This is a genomic window from Mesorhizobium sp. M0894 (genome assembly GCF_040319725.1).
Lineage (GTDB): Bacteria > Pseudomonadota > Alphaproteobacteria > Rhizobiales > Rhizobiaceae > Mesorhizobium.
This window is the reverse complement of sequence record NZ_JAMYOG010000012.1, coordinates 135046-152298: the sequence shown is the minus strand read 5'-3', so window position 1 is coordinate 152298 and position 17253 is coordinate 135046. Positions and strand designations below refer to the sequence as shown.

Here is a 17253-nt window from a genome sequence, read left to right as displayed (position 1 = left end):
ATGCTGAAATGACGCGCACCCGGCCCATCATCTGCTATAAGAGTGCAGCCTGGTGGATCTGGATGCGGCGGTGCACGGCGGCACGATAGCAAAACTTTCAATGCCAAGACCCGCGGGAATCTCGCGGCGGCCGCGCATTGCTGCACTGGTCGACAGGTGCCTGGAATCCGGCATGTGCTGGATTGCTGCCCCTGGCGGATACGGGAAGACCACCGCAGTCATCGATTACCTCCAGGAAAAGCGGGCTCCGCATGTCTGGTATCGCGTCGATGACGAGGACCAGGATATCGCCCGGCTGTTCTACTATCTGGCGATGTCGCCTGGGGCGCGGGAACTCAGCCTTCCTGTTTTCGGAACCGAATATGCGGAGGATGCTGCTGCATTCGCGCGTCTGTTCTTCCGCGCTTACTTGGCGCAGATGGTGCCGGACACGGTCATCGTCCTCGACGATATTCACCGTGCCGATACACCAGAATTCCGCGAAATTCTGGCTGTCCTGCTGCGGGAATTGCCCAACACGGTCCGGTGCATCTGCATATCGCGTACACTGCCTGGTGGGGGCGTGGCCGAACTCGCGCTCGCAGGCAAGCTGCCGGTCATCGGCCAGACGGCACTGGAATTCTCGGAGGACGAAGCACGCTGCCTCGTCGGTCTCAGGGAACCAGGCCATGAGAAGGGGATCGAGGTCGCCGCCGCCAAGGGGTGGGCGGTCGGCCTGGTCATGATCGCCAACCAGAAATCAAGTACCCCACAGTTGATGAGCGCCATGCCTCTGGGGCAGGGAAATTTCCAGGAGGTGGTCGGCAGACTGTTCCTGCAGAACGTTCCAGGCGACGACCAGAACACCCTGTTGAAGCTTAATCTGCTTCCCGAAATCAATTCCGGTCTTGCCGACGCCTTGCTCGGACCCAGAGTCGGCGGCCCGGTGCTGGAGCGGCTCTTTCAAATGCAGCTGTTGGTCACCCGAACAGGCCTCAGAGGCGGAGGATTCCAGTTCCACGACCTCCTGCGCGACTACCTGTCCAGGCTCTTCGAAGCGCGGCTGCCGCCGGAAGAGCAGGCAAGTTTGCGCGAAAGGGCAGCTCGGGTCCTGCGCGACGCAGGATTGGTCGACGCTGCCGTATCGATGGCTCTCCAAGCAGAAGCCTGGCCGCTTGCCCGCGAGTTGGTCATCGAGCACGCCGAGGCGATGCTGTCCCAAGGCCGCAGGGCTACCTTGATCGAATGGGGCACCAGATTTCCTGCTGAAGAACTGGAAGGCTGGCTTCTCCACTGGATCGGGGCCGCTCACGTTCCTGACGACGCCGCAGCCGAGCGATGGTTCTCACGGGCTTGGGAGGCGTTCGAGAAGGACGGCGATTTGCGGGGGCAGTGGCTGACCGTAATCCGCGCCGTGCTCGTAAAGACAAGCAGCTGGCGGACGCACGGGGGCCTGGACGGGTGGACGCGAAGGGCAGCCGCCATCCTTCGCGGGAGGCAACCCGATCTTGTCCCGAGAGAGCGGATGCTGGTTGGTGTCGGCATGTTGCGCGCGGTTGACTACGGCGAGGCCGACGAAGAGACCGCACAGGCAGGAGTGAAGATCGCCGACGAGCTCCTGCAACAGCTGTCGAATCCGACTGGTGAAGTTCCGGTTGACCTGAGATTGCTTGCCAGTGAAGCCCTTGTTGATCATGCGGTCTGGTCAGGGCGGCAGGACATCTTCGAACAGGCGGTCGACAGCGTCGCTTCCGAATTGAACGACCCGAAGGTGACGCCTTGGGTGCTTGGCATGTGGTTGGTCTCTTTCGGCGCCGCCAGCGGCAGGTATTTTTCATTCTCGAGGCGCGGGTTTCCATATGCCTCGGCCGAAGACGCCCTTCGCAAGGCAATCGAGATGGGCGAGAGGGAAGCCCTGAAAAGCGTCGAGTTCAGCGGTCTCTACCATCTCCAGCTGCTGCTCAAGCTGCGCAATGATTTCGCCGGCTTCGCAGATCTCGTGACAAGGCTCGGCGAAATCGCGGACAGCCGCTTCACAACTCAGGTGGCCGTAGTCGCAGATTGCCGAGCCGCCATGCATGCGCGGCAAGGCAGCTTCGTCGAAGCCTACAGGGATTGCGACACGTTCATGACCGCGATCGAAGAGGCGAACGAGCCGATGGTCGAGCGCTGGCCGCATTATGTCACCAAATTCCAGGTTCTTCTCGCCGACAGAAGACCGGCTGAGGCCGCCTCGCTGTTGGCAGATGTCGTCGATCGGCTGGACGGCGGCCCGCGGGAACGGGTGAAGATTTGCATTCTTGCCGCTGCCGCTTTTGAAGAGAAATGGAGGGGCGGAGCCGCTTATGAAGAGAAACTGACGGAGTTCATGGCAGCCCTGAGGGCCGTCAACCCGTCTGCAATCCTACTCAACCTGCCCGATCTCCTCGCCGAACTGCTGGCGGATGCACTTGACCGCGGAATTGAAGCGGATCTCTGCCATTCGGTCATTCAGACGCGGCGTCTCGTCCCGCCAATGAGACGGCCTGCTAAATGGCCATGGCCACTGAAGATCTTTGTACTGGGCGGCTTCAGGATCGAGCTCGACGGAACTCAATTCGATCTCGGATCGAAATCGCCGACGCGTGCCCTCGATATCCTGCGGGTTCTCGCCCTGGCGCGCGACCAGACCTGTCCCCTCGAAAGCATTCATGACTGGCTTTGGCCCGATCTCGACGGGGATCAAGCCAAACCGGCGTGCGAGCAAGCCCTTCACCGCCTGCGCAAGACGCTCGGCAAGGGCGACTTCATCGTCCAGAGGGAGGGGCGGATCAGTCTGCCCCCGGATAAGGTGTGGGTCGACCTTGCTGATTGGGAAGCCCGTCTCAACCGCGGTCTTTCCAGGAAAGGGGATACGACAGCCCCCGAAAAGGAACAGCTTCTGGCGAGATTCCCCGGCCCGCCACTGTCACCGGGTTCTCTTCCGTCTTGGGCGATACCGGTGGCCGACAAGGTTCGGGACGGCTATATCGACCTGGCGATCAACGTCGGAAGACATTGGGAGAATGCCGGAGAAGGTTTCCGGGCGCGAGAAGCCTATCTGAGAGCACTCGAGTACTACCCAGATTCGGAAAGAGTGTACCAAGCCCTCATCAGGGAACGTCTGTCCAGCAGTGATCCTGCCGCAGCTGTAGACGACTTCTCGCGCTACGAAAGGGCGGTTGGAGCGAACGGGGAATACAAATCCTCACACGTGATCCGCACGCTGGTGCGTCCGTATCTGAGATCTTGAACGCCCAAACCCGTAAGCCATCCGTGAGCTGCGTCTTGCCAGCGTGCTCCGAACCTCTTCTTTGCACGGCCCGATAACTTCACGGGCAATCCCAGGTCGATCGTGTGCGGGGCGGTTTTGTCTAACCAGCAATCCGGGATCGGAAACACTGAGAGACCGGAGCGATAGACTCTGCGCTTGGGCAGCGTACCTGCGTGTCCCCAGCGGCGTTCAAGACTACTCGCGCTGCGAGCGGGTGATAGACCGGCGGAACCGGGCTTTCGATGCAATCCACTTGCGTGTGGTTTCTTCCAGAGCGAATGAATCCAAAAAATTTCGATCTGTAAGCCATCCGTAAGCTGCGGTCAGAGAAACTCAATCCGTCGAAAACAAACAACCGCTTCGTCCGGCCCCTCGAGGGGCTACCCCGCTCGCGAAACCGCGCATGCAAGCAGCCCGATGAGGATCAAAACATGTCTACATGGCAGGATAGAGCATACCGGATATTAAATCTTTTCGAGGGTTCGGCCGACGAAGCTGGCGACCGGACCTGGCAGATTATGAACCACGTTCTCGACGAGAACAATCAGGACGACTACATCAGCAGAGACTTCTACAACGTCCAGCAGACCGCAGGCGGGCTGCCGGAAGGCGTCAGCTTCGAAGTCTTCCTGTCAGCGGTGTCCGGTCATGTCAGGGACGAGCTGCAAGGCGGAAGCTTCGACGAGGGGCTTGGCGATGATGACATTCGCACGGCAGGCCTCTCTTTCGACGACAACATTCGCCGGCATATCCGGTTCCTCAACGGAGTGGTCCACCAAGGCGCTCCCGGCGAGGTTCATCTCGGACTATGGGAGAGAATTCTGCAGGCCCGCGACAATGGCCGGAGTATCCACTCGCTGTATCACGATTACCTTGTCGATGCCTAGCCGGCTCAGACACTCACGGGTTTTGTCACAGGCACAGGTCCGCGGGAAGCCATCGCCCTAGTGACGCGTGCCCGGAAGGCACAGCCGCAGACTTCGGCTGGGAGATGCTCGGCAGCCAAGGAGGCGGCTGGGCCCGGCAAGGGCATTCCTGACCTGGTGATTGTCTGCTCGGCCGATGTCTGAACGAGACGTAACTTGCTCTTGGGCCAGGGCTCCCGGATCGACGGAGCGCGGGCCTTGCACATCCGCAATCTGACGTTGGTCTTTCCCCGTCCGCGTGACGATCCATGGTCCAACGCCGCAACAAACAAGGAGAGTTCTCATGCCTGGTAACGATCTTCAGGTCACCGGCGGCATCACGCAAGCACTGCTTGACGCGCTGAACCAGATACACACCGCCGTTGCGGCCCAGCTTGTGAATCCCGACGGCACGCCGTCTGGCTCGGCAGTCTACATGCACCTTCCAGTCGGCCAGCCGATCGACCCGAAGATGTATGCCAATCCCTGGACGCCCGCCGGCGGCAGCGCCTACGGCGCGGTTTCCACCACGGGCGCTTTCTCAGCACCACCCGCTCCCCCTTCTGCCGGAACGCCCGCGACGCCGGCCGGTCAGCTGGCGGCAATGCCGGCACCAGATCCCAGGCTGCAATTGGCGATCAGCAGCGCCTTCAACACGGCTCAACGGGTTGACGACATGTTGATGGTCACCAACAAGGGGGTTGCGGTGTCGTGGCCCCAGCGAACCGTCAGTATCGAGTATTTCACAGCCCTGGCCGGCATGCAGGCGGAACCGATCCCTGAGCCCTCGACCGATATCAAGAAACGCATCGCCGATGCCCAGAAGACATTGTATCTGATGGATGCCGACGGCAATTTTACCGGCTATACGCCGCGCCACACCGCCTACAGACACAACCAGAAGGTGCTGGCAGATGCACGCAGCGAGTTCGCGCTCGCTTACTCCCAAGCCATGTCCGATCCTATCCAGGGACAGGCATGGCCGGTCACCAGCGCCAGATACCAGAACGCCGTCGACCAAGCCTATAACGACTTCAAGGATATGGGCGGGCAACAGATCGACGACGCGATTGCAACCCTTCAGTCCGTCGGCGGCAGCGCCGCGGCCGCCCTGATTGCCAAGGCCCGCAAGATGTACGACGAGTATAGCGTTGGTCTCGGTGGCGCCGTGGCAATCAAGGTGCCGTGGTCGTATATCGATCCGGTCTCCTGGTGGGATCACACCAACCATGACTTCGGGGTGATGAAAATCACCGCCACATCGAAACAGTACCAGGCGAGCGGTGGCGGCGGCCAACACAGCTTCGGACACAGTTTCTACAACAACGAGTCGTCATCAACATCGGGCAGCGTCGGCTACAGCGTTCTGGGTTTCGGCGCCTCAGCCAATGCATCGCACAGCGAGACCAGCCACAACGACGGTTGGAATGCCGACCAGTCCTCCTGGCAGTCGCATCAGGACAGCAGTTCTTCGGCAACTGTCACATTCGAGTGGTTCATGGCCAGCATCGAACGGCCATGGCTGCTTGGCGACCTTTTCCACATGGACGGCTGGTATCTCGCCGGTCAGAAGAAGAATGCGATCAGCGACGGGACCATCGAAGGTCAGATCGGCGACGTGCCCAAGCTGCTCCCGATGATCCCGAAGGGTTTTCTGATTGTTCGAAACGTGAAGATTACCGCTAATTCCTGGGGCAGCATGGGCAGCGCATTCTAGAGCGCCGTCGACAGCGCTAGCGGACACACGGAAAGCAGCTCCACCTCCTATGGCGGCAAGGTTGGTTGGTGCGGTATCGGCGGATCGGTCCAACATTCCAATTCGGACAGCAGCGGCGCATTCAGCAACCAGCACGATGCATCTCAGGGTTTTTCCTTCAGCAGCAATGAACACGGTGGAACGCTTGAACTTTTCGGTTCGCAGATCGTCGGCTGGGTAGGCCAGATACAGCCGGCCGCACCGCGCAAGGACGACCCTGCACTCAGCGCCGAAGTCGTGGCCAACCCTGCGACAGCCGCCAATGCCGGAGCGCCTGCGATACCGGCTGACGCGCCCGCTGCTCCGCAAGGCTGAGGTGTCCCTGTGAGCACGAACAGCGATCAGCTCGCGATCCTTGGCCAGCAAGTGGTGGACACGTTAATCGCGACCTACAACCCCAACAATGACCCGTCGTTGGCGCTTGCCATTCATCCGGGGCAGGCGCTAGCCGATGGCATCGTGCAAAATGGCGTGACCAATCCGCTGCGGCTGTCGGAGTGGCTGGAAGACCAGTACGACTACCCGCTATGGCTGAAACGGTCCGATGCCTCCTCCGTTTCCGCCTCGTCTGTCGGCAGTCTTACCGCCAAGTCTGCCTATTTGGCGATGATCCCATGGGCGCAACCGGGGGTTCCGGTTGATGCTCCTTCCTATGCGCGCATCGCCGCGATGGTTGCCGAGGCACGAAAAGATATCGGGGACAATCCCGATGCGCTGCCATTCAGCTGCGAGCCGACAGATTTCGCCGAGCCCAGCTGCACGGCCTGGCATGTCTTCGATCAAAGGATATCCCGCACTACCGCAACCACGACCGAGACACCCGGCGCCATTAAGGCAAATCCCCACTTATGGAAGATGCGAGTGTTGACAAAAGAGGTGGTGTCGAACCTCACCGCAGTTTCCGAGGCGGTCGAACGGCGCAAGGCATTTGCCGCCGAATTAGCTGTTGTGCCAAGGGTTGAAGCGGTCAGAAAGCTGCGCATGCAGCCACATCTCACGGACTACGCTACCCAGCCAGTCGAGTTTCTCGGTATCCAGGATGCAGCAAGCACCGCGGTCAATCTGAGCCAGTTCAGCGCGAACCATCTGGGTGGCCTCACCGCTTCGCCGCTCCACGCCCGGGCGCTGGCCGCTACCCTGCCAACATTCAGTCGAATTCGCGCTGCCCGGCGACACTTCACAGCCGAGGCAGATCACGTCTCGCCGCCCAGAGAGCAGCCAAATGCTTCCAGCACGCAAATGCAGTTGGACACCTCGCTCGTGAACCGATTGGCCACAATCCAGCTTCACGATCTCATTAAAAACCCGGTCGTAACGGAGGTAACTACCTCGGACAGTGAACTGCATGTGCATTTCGAGTATTGCATGCTCACCATCACCCGGCGGATCGCCGGCACGAGATGGTGGCATCCCGACCTCGTCGACGAGGAGGATTGGTACGTACCGGGAATGAAGCGCGGCGACATGATCAAGGCTTCGACCGACGAGACCTATGCGCATTGCCTGCCTCAGGGCCTGCTTCTGGTTCGTAACGTGGAATTCAGCGGCTCGTGGACCGCCGAAGCCCGCACGACGATGCAAAACGCCGTCTCGTTTCTGGGTCCCTTCCTGATGCAGGCGCCAACCGGCTCTACATCCAGCACGTCCGACCTCGAACAGATAAGTGTGCTTGGCGTGGGCGTTCAGGTAATAGGCGAGCTTTGCTTTCCATTGCCGCCGCTCCCGCCGATGGATGATCCGGCGGAATTGGAACGTCCCGTTGTCTAAGCAATCAACGACGCTCAATGAAGACGGTAAGTGCGTTGTGGCCGGGCCGGACGAGGTGTCCCAGGCACCGGTATCATCGCGTGCACTCTGCGGTGCTGGCACGCTGCGGACTGTGGGCAAAGGTGGTCGCGGGAGCGCGCTGCCGCCTTTGCCATACCCACCGGAATACCGGTTCCGGCCTCGCTGCTGCGGCTGAACGAGCGGAGCCTATCCCGAACCTTCGCGCGCCGATTTTTACTAGCTTCCCGCCAGCGACAATCCACGGGCGCGCTCGCATAGCAGGGCAAGCAATTCGCTGCGCCTGGCTTCCGGCGTGTCGACGGGCAACACGAAACAAAGCGTCTTGTTGATGGCCCCGTCGCCATCGCGGATGGGCGCGGCCATGCACCAGGTGAAGCGGTCAGCCAGAGCGGCGGTCTCGCTGAAACCTTGCTGGCGCGCCAGAGCCACATCGCCGAAGAACTCGGCTGGCGCAATGACGCGGCCGTCGGGAAGCTTGTAGTCGCCAGGCGGAATGAAGTCCTGTATTTCCTGCGCGCTCATATGGCCGAGCAGCAGCCTTCCGGACGCCGTCCACGGGATCGGCACCTCGACTCCGACATCGCTTGAAATCCGGAACGGGCCGGGCGAGTCCCGGCAATCAAGGACGACGTATTTGTTCCCGCGCAGGCCACACAGTTGGACGGTCTCGCCCGTCTCCGCGCCTAGTCTGTCCAGGGTTTCGATGATGCGTCGATAATGGGCATTATGATGTGAGTAGGCCCAGCCGAACAGATGCATCGCCTTTCCGAAATAGACATAGCCTTCCGTCCCGACGTTCTCGAGCATTTCGGCTTCCAGCAGGCTGTTGACGATCTCATAAGTGGTCGAACGCGGCGCGCCGATCATCTTGGCGATATCGCCGACGCGCATCGGCGCGCGCTGCCGCAGAAGCGCTTCAAGCAGCGTGATGACGCGGTCAATCCCGCGGCGCCGTTCGCCATTGCGCGGCTCGGCGCGGACTTCCCTTTCGATCAAACCAGTGACGCCATCGCTCATGTGGGCCGCACCCCGCGCAAAATCATTTCGGCCCTCGTCTCAAGACGCTTGAAAGATGTCAAGGCTCAGTCTAGCATCCCATCTGTCCGATATACAGGCCTCTTGTCTGGAATATCGGACAATAAAGAGCCAGGCGCAGAGAGTCCTGACGAGAAAAAGGGCGGTTTCCGAGATGCGGCAACCGGCGGGTTTTCTCGTCTCGACCCCGCACGTCCAGGCATAACCTCAGAAGGGAACAATCATGACCAAATCATCGTTTTTCGCATCCGCCAGCGCCCTTTGCCTCGGTCTTCTCCTCAGCGTTGGCGCCGGTTCGCAGGCCAACGCCGCCGCTAAATGCATCAAGGGCGACCGCAAGGCGCCGTATACGATCGGCTGGGCCAACATCTATTCAGTTCCGACCTGGATGAAGCAGACACAGGGCACGATCGAAGCCGAAGTCGAAACTTTGAAGAAGCAAGGCTTGGTCGACAAGCTCGTCGTGACCGACGCCCAAGGCGACGCCAACGTCCAGATTCAGCAGATCCAGTCGATGATCGATTCCGATGTCGATGCCATCATCCTGATCGCTGGCTCGTCGACCGCGCCGGCGCGCGTGCTGGCGGACGCCTGCGCCAAAGGCATCGCGATCATCAATTTCGACAGCCTCGTCGACACCGACCAGGTGACCGCCAAGGTCAACACCGATTCCTCACAGTGGGGCGATCAGGCGGCCAAGTTCCTGATCGACGCCATCGGAGGCAAGGGCAAAATTCTGATCCTCAATGGCCCAGCCGGCGTTTCGGTCAGTGACGACCGGCGCAAAGGCGCCGATGCCGAGCTTAAGGCTCATCCCGATGTGAAAGTGCTTGCCGAAACGAACACGCCCTACAATGTCGCGCCCGCCCAGGAAGCGGTCACCAGTCTGCTTTTCGCCAATCCCGAAATCGACGGCATCCTGTCGCTCGGCGGCGCTCTGTCGGCGGGTGCCGTGCTCGCGCTCGACAAGCAGGGTCGCGACCAGGTGCCGATCACCGGCGAGAATGCGCGCCAATTCCTCGAACTGTGGAAGGAAAAGGGCTTGAAGAGCTGGGCGACGATGCAGCCGAACTGGCTCGGCGCTTTCGCCACCTACACCGCCGTACAGGCGCTGGACGGCAAGGATGTGCCGGCTTTCGTCAAGATCCCGCTGCCGGTGATCGACAATTCCAACGTCGACGAATATCTCGCCCGGGCTAAGGATTTCCCGGCTGACGGTTACATCTATTCGCCGTTCGATGAGGATCTGTTCAAGAAGCTGCTGGCCCAGAAATAAGCCTGAAGGGTTGCAACATTGACAACCACGGCTACGCTTCTCGCCGCGCGGGGGGTGTCGAAGTCCTTCTTCGGCAACCCCGTCCTGCGCAACGTTTCCATCGCTCTGCAGCCGGGCCGCGTGCATGCGCTGCTCGGCGAGAACGGCGCGGGGAAGTCGACGCTGATCAACCTTTTGTCCGGCGCCCTGCGCCCGGACGGCGGGGCGATCGAGGTTGATGGACGCCCGGTATCGCGCATGAGCCCCGCTCATGCGCGGCATGCCGGGATCGCCGTTGTCCAACAGGAACTCAGCCTGACGGCCAGCCTCTCGATCGCCGAAAATATCGGGCTCGGCGCCTATCCCAAGAGATTCGGCTTGGTCGATTACACGGAACTTGCCGCACGGGCCAGGGCCGCATGTGATCTTGTCGGCCTTCGCGAACCGCTGTCTACGCCGGTGGGGCATCTGTCACTCGGCCGGCGTCAGATGGTGGAGATCGCCAAGGCGCTCTACCGGCGGCCGCGCGTGCTCATTCTCGACGAACCCACCTCATCGCTATCGGCAACCGAGACAAAAACCCTCACGGACTTGCTGGAAAGGCTTCGGGCCGAGGGCATCGCCATTCTCTACATCTCACACCGGCTGAACGAAGTGATGACACTGTGCCAGCATGTCACCGTACTGAAGGACGGCGCCTGCACGGCGGACCGCTCGCTGGAAGAAACTGATGCCGCCGGGCTGGTGCGGCTGATGGTCGGCCGCGACCCCGGCGATCTCTTTCCACGATGGCAGCCTTCGCCATCGCCAGCCAACGCCATCTCGGTTCGTAATTTTTCGGCCGGCCTGATGCGCGACGTCGATCTCGACATCAGGACAGGCGAGGTGCTTGGGATCGGCGGCCTGGTCGGGCAGGGGCAGGAAGATCTGCTGCTTGGCCTCTACGGCGCGATCCCGGCTAGGTCGGCATCCGCGACCGTAAACGCTGCTTCGGGTCTGCCGGGCGGCGTGCCGAAAGCCAATGCGCTCGGCCTCGCCTATGTCCCGGCCGACCGCAAGCGCGAAGGCCTGCACTTGATCCATCCCATCATCACCAACATGATGCTACCAGCCTTCGCAAGGCTGCCGGCGTTGAAGCTGCGCAGCCGGCGTGCCGAGCGCGATTTGGCGAGGGGACTCGCCGCCCAGCTTGCCATCAAGGGCGACCTCGATCGCCCGGCGCAGGCACTCTCAGGTGGCAACCAGCAGAAAGTCGCGCTGGCGAAATGGATGCCACACGATCCGCTTGTGCTTCTCCTCAACGATCCGACGCGCGGCGTCGATGTCGAGACCAAGCGTGAGATCTACATGATGCTTCGCAATCTCGCTGCCGCCGGCAAGGCGATCGTCCTGCTCAGTTCCGACACACCCGAACTGGTGCACCTTTGCGACCGCGTCGCCGTGGTCCGAGAAGGTCGCATCAAGGCCATGCTCGAGCGCGAGGCACTGAGCGAGGAAGTCATCGTCTCCGCCGCAATGGGCGCCGAACAGCAGAAAGTTGCGGCATGAGCACGGTTGTATCCTCAAGCCAAGCCGGCGCCCTCTACTGGCGAGTTCAGCTGCGCCGAAATGTTGGCGTGCGCAGCCTGTTTGCCGTGGTTCTGGCGTTCCTCGTTGCCTACGGCGTGTTGTTCCCCGGCCTCTTGACGGCGTCCGGCTTCGCCAAATTCACCCAGAGCTGGTTTCCGCTGGCGCTGGTCGCGATGGCCCAGGCGATCCTCATGCTCACCGGCGGCATCAGCTTGGCAATCGGCGCAATGGTCAGTCTCGGCGCGGTAATCGCCGCGACGACGATGATCGGGCCGCTGGGCGTAGCCGGCGGCACCGCCGTGGTGGCGCTGACCGGTATCGGCATCGGTGCCGCGACGGGGTTCATCGTCGTGAAACTTCGGTTGCCGGCCATCGTGGTGACGCTCGCCGGCTCCTTCATCATCGGCGGTGCTGCGTTGCTCATCCTGCCGAGGCCGGGCGGCGCCATTCCGGAGTGGCTGTCGGACCTGCTTGCCGGCAACACGCCGGCGGCATTCGTGTTGCTGGTGCTCGTCGTGCTTTTGTGGAAACTCTATCTCGCCACCCCGCTTGGGTTGAGCCTCTATGCCGCCGGTGAGAATCCGGTCGGCGCCTATCGCTCCGGCGTGCCGGTCGACGGCGCGCGGATCGCGGCCTATGCGATCAGCGGTCTGCTTTGCACAGGCGCCGGCCTGTTCGTCGCCGCGCAAACGGGTTCGGGCGACCCGGTCATAGGCACAGCCTTCACGCTGAATTCCATTGCCGCCGCGGTGCTCGGCGGAATCGGCTTCCTCGGCGGCCAGGGCACGATGCGCGGCGCGCTTGCCGGCAGCCTGCTGCTCAGCCTGATGATCAGTGTCATGTTCTTCCTCGGCTTCACGCCAGTTGCTCAGTATGTCGCCCAAGGCCTCATCATCATCGGGGCGGTCGCCATCCCGCAATTCCGCAAGGTGCAGCAATGACAGCACGGAAAGAGAGCGCGCGCGGCGGGCGGGCGTTGACGATCCTGCGCAGCCGGCCCTTCCTCACGGTCGCTATCGTTGCCGCGGTGTGGATCGCGGCGAGCTTCGCTTCACGTGGCTTCGGCGCTTATGGTCATTTGCGCTATTTGGTCGAGTTGGGCGCGGTGATCGGCCTGGTCGCGGCGGGCCAGACCTTCGTGGTGATTGCCGGCGGCATTGACCTTTCCGTCGCGGCGATCGTCACGGTCAGTGCCGTCAGCCTCCCGCTGCTCTCATTGCAGGCGGATCCGACCGGGCTCACAGCCGTTCTTGCAGTACTTGCGTTGACGACCGCGATAGGTCTCGTAAACGGGCTGGGCGTGGCGCTGTTGCGCGTTCATCCAATGATCATGACACTGGCGATGGCGACATTCCTGCAGGGCCTCCTGATCATCATCGCCGGCGGCAGCGCCGTGACCGCCGAGAACCCGCTGGTCAGCTGGCTCGGCAATGCGCGGCCAGCCGGTATTCCGGCAGGCGTGCTTTTGTGGGTGGTCATTTCCGTGATCGTTCTGACCACGATGCATGCGACATCCCTCGGCGCCCGGATTTTCGCGATGGGCGCCAATCCGCTTGCCGCGGCGCTGTCCGGAGTTTCCGTCGCCTCGACCACGCTCGCCGTCTACGGCATCAGCGGCTTCTGTTCGGGACTTGCCGGTGTGTTGGTCCTCGGCATGAACGGCCAAGGCTATGTCGGGATAGGAGATCCCTATCTCCTCGCGTCGATTGCCGCCGTGGTGCTCGGCGGCACCTCGATACTGGGCGGGCTCGGCACCTATGCCGGTACTATCCCCGGCGCGATCCTGCTGGTCACGATCACGGCGCTGATCACCGTCGTCAACGCATCGCCCGGCTGGCGCAGTATCCTGTTCGGGTCGCTGATTCTGGGGCTGCTGCTTCTCTCAGGCAGGGAGCAGGCCCGCCGATGAAATATCGTGCAGCCGGTAGATACGCCTTGCGTTGCCGAAGAACAGCGCCGTTTGCTCGTCCGCGGAAAGCTCTCCTGCAATGGCTTTGAAGCTGTCATATACTGCATCGAATGACGCATGCAGGCCGGCGACTGGGAAGTCACTGCCGAACATCGCTCGCTGCGTACCGAAACAGTCGATGCAATGCATGACAACCGGCTTCAGGCTGTCGAGTGTCCAATCATGATCGTAGGCGACCAGATCCGATATCTTGATGGCAGCGTTGTCGCACTCCGACAAAAGCCGCAGCCCTTCGCGCCACACCCGCATGCCGTCTGCATCGCGATCGATCGGGCTGCCGCAGTGGTTGAGAACAAAGAGTTGGTCCGGAAAGGCCGCTGCGAGGCGCGCCGCACCGGGGAGCTGGCGCGGAAACACCATCAGGTCGAAAACCAGCCGGTGGCGCCCAAGCAGGGACAGGCCGGCACGCCAGGCCTGATCGTCCATGATGCCGTCACGGGCAGCAAAACGGCGGGCAGGATCCGGATCCCAGCTCAGTATGTCGCGCACACCGACGACACGGTCGAATGCCGCCTGCGCCTCGACCAGCGCCGGCGCTTGGCGGCTCGCCAGCGGTATGTGAACAACATAACGGGCGGCCACGCCGCGCGACTTGTCGAGCGTTTCAAGCCACCGCGTTTCGCCGACGCATTCATCCCCGGTCCAGCCGGCTTCGACATGGACGGTTGCGACGACATTGTGCCGGCCGGCGTCGCGCAAATAATCTTCAGGAAGGTAGTTTCGCCGCAAGCGGCCAAGCTCCCCCAGACCGCCGCGTTCGCCAGCCGTTGTGGCGAGCCAGGGGTGCCGGCTGAGGCCGAGATCCCAAAGGTGATGGTGGGCATCGATGATCGGTCCGCGGTAAGGTGTTGGCACGCATCTCTCTCATGGTGTGGCCGGAATCGGAAATCGATCCGGACTTCATCCTGTAAAGGAAGGACTAGCATCGGATGACCGAAAGCTCACCCGTACTGTTGCTGGCGACCCGAGAAAATTTCCTGCTCGATGACCGTATCCGCGGCGTGCCGCCTGGCACCCTCGGCTTGGACAGCAGCCTTGTCGCATCTGAGCGCTGGCATCCAGCGGATGGGCGTATGTCGTTGCCGGTGTTGACCGTCGACGAGGGGGCCTTCATCGCCAATCGTGACCTGTTCCTGCGCTATGCGCGAGAGCAGGGCGCCGTGATCGCCCCGCATGCCAAGACCCCGATGGCGCCTGATCTTGCCCGGTCCCTGATCGAGGCCGGAGCATGGGGCACGACCGTCGCCGACATAAGGCAGGCCACGGTGATGCTCAGAGCCGGACTCTGTCGGCTGATCATCGCCAATGAGGTCGGCGGACCAGGTGGTGCGAACCGGCTTGCGGTTCTTGTCAGCGCCTGGCCAAGCGCTGAGTTCTACGTTTTCGCCGACTCGATCGCCGCCGTGAATGCGCTTGCCGAAGCCTGGCGGGCCAATGCGAGGCTGCCGCCATTGCGCGTGCTCGTCGAACTTGGTGCGGGCAGGGCAGGCGCCCGGACCACCGGCGAAGCCGAGGCGATTGCCGACGCGATTGTAGCAGCCGGCGGCCGGCTGCTGATCGCCGGCGTCGCAACCTATGAAGGTGCCGCGGCGCAGCCCGATCCTGACCGCACCGATGAGGCGATATCCGCCCTGCTGACAATGACAGCCGACATGTTCCTGCGGCTCCGCGCCCGCGTCGGCGGCGACACCCCGCTGATTGTCACGGCAGGCGGCTCGGTCTACTTCGACAAAGTGGTCGCAGCGCTTTCGCCTCTCGTTTCTAGGGACAGCAGCGCGACGCTGGTGCTGCGCAGCGGCGCCATCTTCTTCCACGACCATGGCGTCTACGACCGCTCGCTCGGCACACTCGACGCCCGCGAGGGTTTTGCAGTCGGCGGCTTCAATGCGTCCGCACGAAATTCGTTCCGTCCGGCTTTGCGCCTATGGGCCGAGGTACTGTCGCGGCCGGAGCCCGGCCTTGCGATCTGCGGCATGGGCATGCGCGACGTGTCGTTCGACCAGGGCTTTCCAATGGTCCTGACCATCTTTCGTGCCGGCAAGCAGCTGCCGATAGCGCGTGCCGAGGTCTTCAAGCTCAACGACCAGCACGCCTTCCTGACAATTGCGTCGGGCGACGACATTGCCGTCGGCGACACCGTTGAATTCGGCATCTCCCATCCCTGCACCTGCCTTGATCGCTATCGCGTGATCTTTGGCGTCGACGCGGCCGGGTATGTCAGCCACGCCTTTCCCACCTATTTCGGCTGACCATCGTCGCGCTTTCCAAAAAAAGAACGAAAGGATCCGATATGATCAAGTACTTCCAATCCGGCTCCCGCATGTCGCAGGCGGTCGTCTATGGCGGCCTCGTGCACATAGCGGGCCAGGTCGCAGACGATCGCAAGGCCGGCATCGAGGGTCAGACGAGCGAGGTACTCTCCAAGATCGAGGCGCTCCTGGTCGAGGCCGGCAGCAGCAAGTCGAAGCTCGTGGCGGTCAACATCTTCCTGCCGCAGATTGGCGATTTCGACGCAATGAACAGTATCTACGATGCCTGGGTGGATTCCGCCCGTCTGCCGGCGCGTGCCTGCGTCGAGGCGCGTCTCGCTGATCCTGACCTCCGCATTGAGGTCACCGCCGTCGCGGCTGTGTGAACCGCCGCCATGCACACCGGCATCAGCCATTCGCTCGATTTCGATCGGGACGGCAAGACGCTCAGCCATCTGAGCATCCCGTTCTCGATAGACCGTTCGCCATATTTCCAAATCAAGGTCCCGATCTGCCTCATGCGCAATGGTGAGGGTCCGTCGCTGCTTCTTATGGCCGGTAATCACGGCGATGAATATGAAGGCGAGCTGTGCTTGGCAAAGCTGGTCCGCCGGCTCGATCCAGCGCGAGTCAGGGGCCGCGTCACCATCCTGCCGATGGCCAATGTGCCGGCGGTGATGGCCGCCAAACGCTGCTCGCCGCTCGATGGCGGCAATCTCAATCGCGCCTTTCCCGGAGATCCGTCGGGCACGCCGACAAGCCGGCTCGCCAACTTTCTCGAGACAGACCTGTTCCCCCGACACGACATCGTCTTCGACATCCATTCGGGGGGCACTTCGATGGAACATCTGCCGACTGCACTCGTCGAGCGCAATGCCGATCCCGAGCGCCACAGGCGCGGGGTGGAGCTGATGCGGGCGCTCTGCATGCCCTATGGGTTCGTGGCCGACAATGGCCAGGCCTCGCCGACCTCCATGGGTGCAGCGCGCCGTGCCGGCGCCATCGGCGTCAGCGGTGAGTTCGGGGGCGGCGGCACCGCCACGGTCGACACGATGGCGATCACCGCTCGCGCGATCGACAATCTGCTGATTGCACTAGGCCTGGTCGACGGGCCAGTTGTTGGCGCGGAGTCAATGCATTCGATGCCGACGCGACTGCTTTCGCTTTCGCGGCATAGCCAAGGCCTCTACGCCGCCCGCCGCGGCTGGTTTGAACCCGCCGTGAGGGTTGGCGACAGCGTGAACGCCGGACAATTGGCTGGCTGGTATCACGATCTCGAAAGGCTCGATCTTGCCGAGGAAGCCTTGCATTTTGCCGAAAACGGCATCGTGCTTTCGCGGCGGCTGCATACAATGTGCGAGGCAGGAGACTGCCTCATGCAAGTCGCCGAACCCGTAGAAACCTAAAGGGAAAACGCACGGCGTCTAGCTGCTGCGCCACTCTGGAGAACTGAGGA

General features: G+C 62.1%; 13 protein-coding genes. 11 read left to right on the top strand and 2 right to left on the bottom strand.

Annotated elements, in window-relative coordinates; all coding sequences use genetic code 11:
- Window positions 1-52 precede the first annotated feature (52 nt).
- The 4 genes from NKH91_RS22475 (at window position 53) to NKH91_RS22460 (ending at window position 7699) form a co-directional block, all read left to right on the top strand.
- Complete coding sequence (locus tag NKH91_RS22475; protein WP_023718479.1) at window positions 53-3250, top strand: AfsR/SARP family transcriptional regulator; 3198 nt, start codon at window positions 53-55, stop codon at window positions 3248-3250.
- Between the two features lie 539 nt (window positions 3251-3789).
- The gene (locus NKH91_RS22470; protein ID WP_156948050.1) at window positions 3790-4158 is read left to right on the top strand and encodes a hypothetical protein; all 369 of its coding nucleotides are present in this window, start codon (window positions 3790-3792) and stop codon (window positions 4156-4158) included.
- A gap of 277 nt (window positions 4159-4435) precedes the next feature.
- Window positions 4436-5893 carry a hypothetical protein gene (locus NKH91_RS22465; protein ID WP_352951002.1) on the top strand — a complete coding sequence of 486 codons (1458 nt, stop codon included), beginning with the start codon at window positions 4436-4438 and terminating at the stop codon, window positions 5891-5893.
- Between the two features lie 363 nt (window positions 5894-6256).
- Window positions 6257-7699 (top strand): hypothetical protein, encoded by a 1443-nt coding sequence (locus tag NKH91_RS22460; RefSeq protein WP_023718476.1) that lies wholly within the window; start codon window positions 6257-6259, stop codon window positions 7697-7699.
- Between the two features lie 237 nt (window positions 7700-7936).
- Here NKH91_RS22460 and NKH91_RS22455 read toward each other — a convergent pair whose 3' ends face one another.
- The gene (locus tag NKH91_RS22455) at window positions 7937-8737 is read right to left on the bottom strand and encodes an IclR family transcriptional regulator (protein ID WP_352483665.1); all 801 of its coding nucleotides are present in this window, start codon (window positions 8735-8737) and stop codon (window positions 7937-7939) included.
- 241 nt (window positions 8738-8978) lie between these two features.
- On the opposite strand from NKH91_RS22455, the gene NKH91_RS22450 reads away from it, so the two are divergent.
- Genes NKH91_RS22450 through NKH91_RS22435 form a run of 4 tightly spaced genes read left to right on the top strand, consistent with a single transcriptional unit; the run spans window position 8979 to window position 13488 of the window.
- Window positions 8979-10031, top strand: a complete 1053-nt coding sequence (locus NKH91_RS22450) for a substrate-binding domain-containing protein (RefSeq protein ID WP_031193806.1) — start codon at window positions 8979-8981, stop codon at window positions 10029-10031.
- Between the two features lie 18 nt (window positions 10032-10049).
- Window positions 10050-11558: a sugar ABC transporter ATP-binding protein gene (locus NKH91_RS22445; protein ID WP_023718472.1), complete on the top strand. Its 1509-nt coding sequence runs from the start codon at window positions 10050-10052 to the stop codon at window positions 11556-11558.
- A complete protein-coding gene (locus NKH91_RS22440; RefSeq protein WP_023718471.1) occupies window positions 11555-12520 on the top strand; it encodes an ABC transporter permease in 966 nt (321 codons plus the stop codon). The genes NKH91_RS22445 and NKH91_RS22440 overlap by 4 nt, the downstream gene beginning before the upstream one ends.
- Window positions 12517-13488: an ABC transporter permease gene (locus NKH91_RS22435; RefSeq protein ID WP_156948048.1), complete on the top strand. Its 972-nt coding sequence runs from the start codon at window positions 12517-12519 to the stop codon at window positions 13486-13488. The genes NKH91_RS22440 and NKH91_RS22435 overlap by 4 nt, the downstream gene beginning before the upstream one ends.
- Here the strand turns inward: NKH91_RS22435 and NKH91_RS22430 are convergent.
- Entirely contained in the window at window positions 13462-14403 is a 942-nt protein-coding gene (locus NKH91_RS22430) for an amidohydrolase family protein (RefSeq protein ID WP_023718469.1), read from the bottom strand. The genes NKH91_RS22435 and NKH91_RS22430 overlap by 27 nt on opposite strands.
- 74 nt (window positions 14404-14477) lie before the next feature.
- Here NKH91_RS22430 and NKH91_RS22425 point away from each other — a divergent pair, with 74 nt between their 5' ends.
- From NKH91_RS22425 to NKH91_RS22415, 3 genes are read left to right on the top strand one after another with little or no spacing between them, the layout of a single operon-like run.
- The gene (locus NKH91_RS22425; RefSeq protein WP_352494804.1) at window positions 14478-15797 is read left to right on the top strand and encodes an alanine racemase; all 1320 of its coding nucleotides are present in this window, start codon (window positions 14478-14480) and stop codon (window positions 15795-15797) included.
- Between the two features lie 41 nt (window positions 15798-15838).
- Window positions 15839-16183 carry a RidA family protein gene (locus NKH91_RS22420; protein ID WP_023718467.1) on the top strand — a complete coding sequence of 115 codons (345 nt, stop codon included), beginning with the start codon at window positions 15839-15841 and terminating at the stop codon, window positions 16181-16183.
- Between the two features lie 9 nt (window positions 16184-16192).
- Window positions 16193-17203 carry a succinylglutamate desuccinylase/aspartoacylase family protein gene (locus NKH91_RS22415; RefSeq protein WP_023718466.1) on the top strand — a complete coding sequence of 337 codons (1011 nt, stop codon included), beginning with the start codon at window positions 16193-16195 and terminating at the stop codon, window positions 17201-17203.
- Window positions 17204-17253 lie beyond the last annotated feature (50 nt).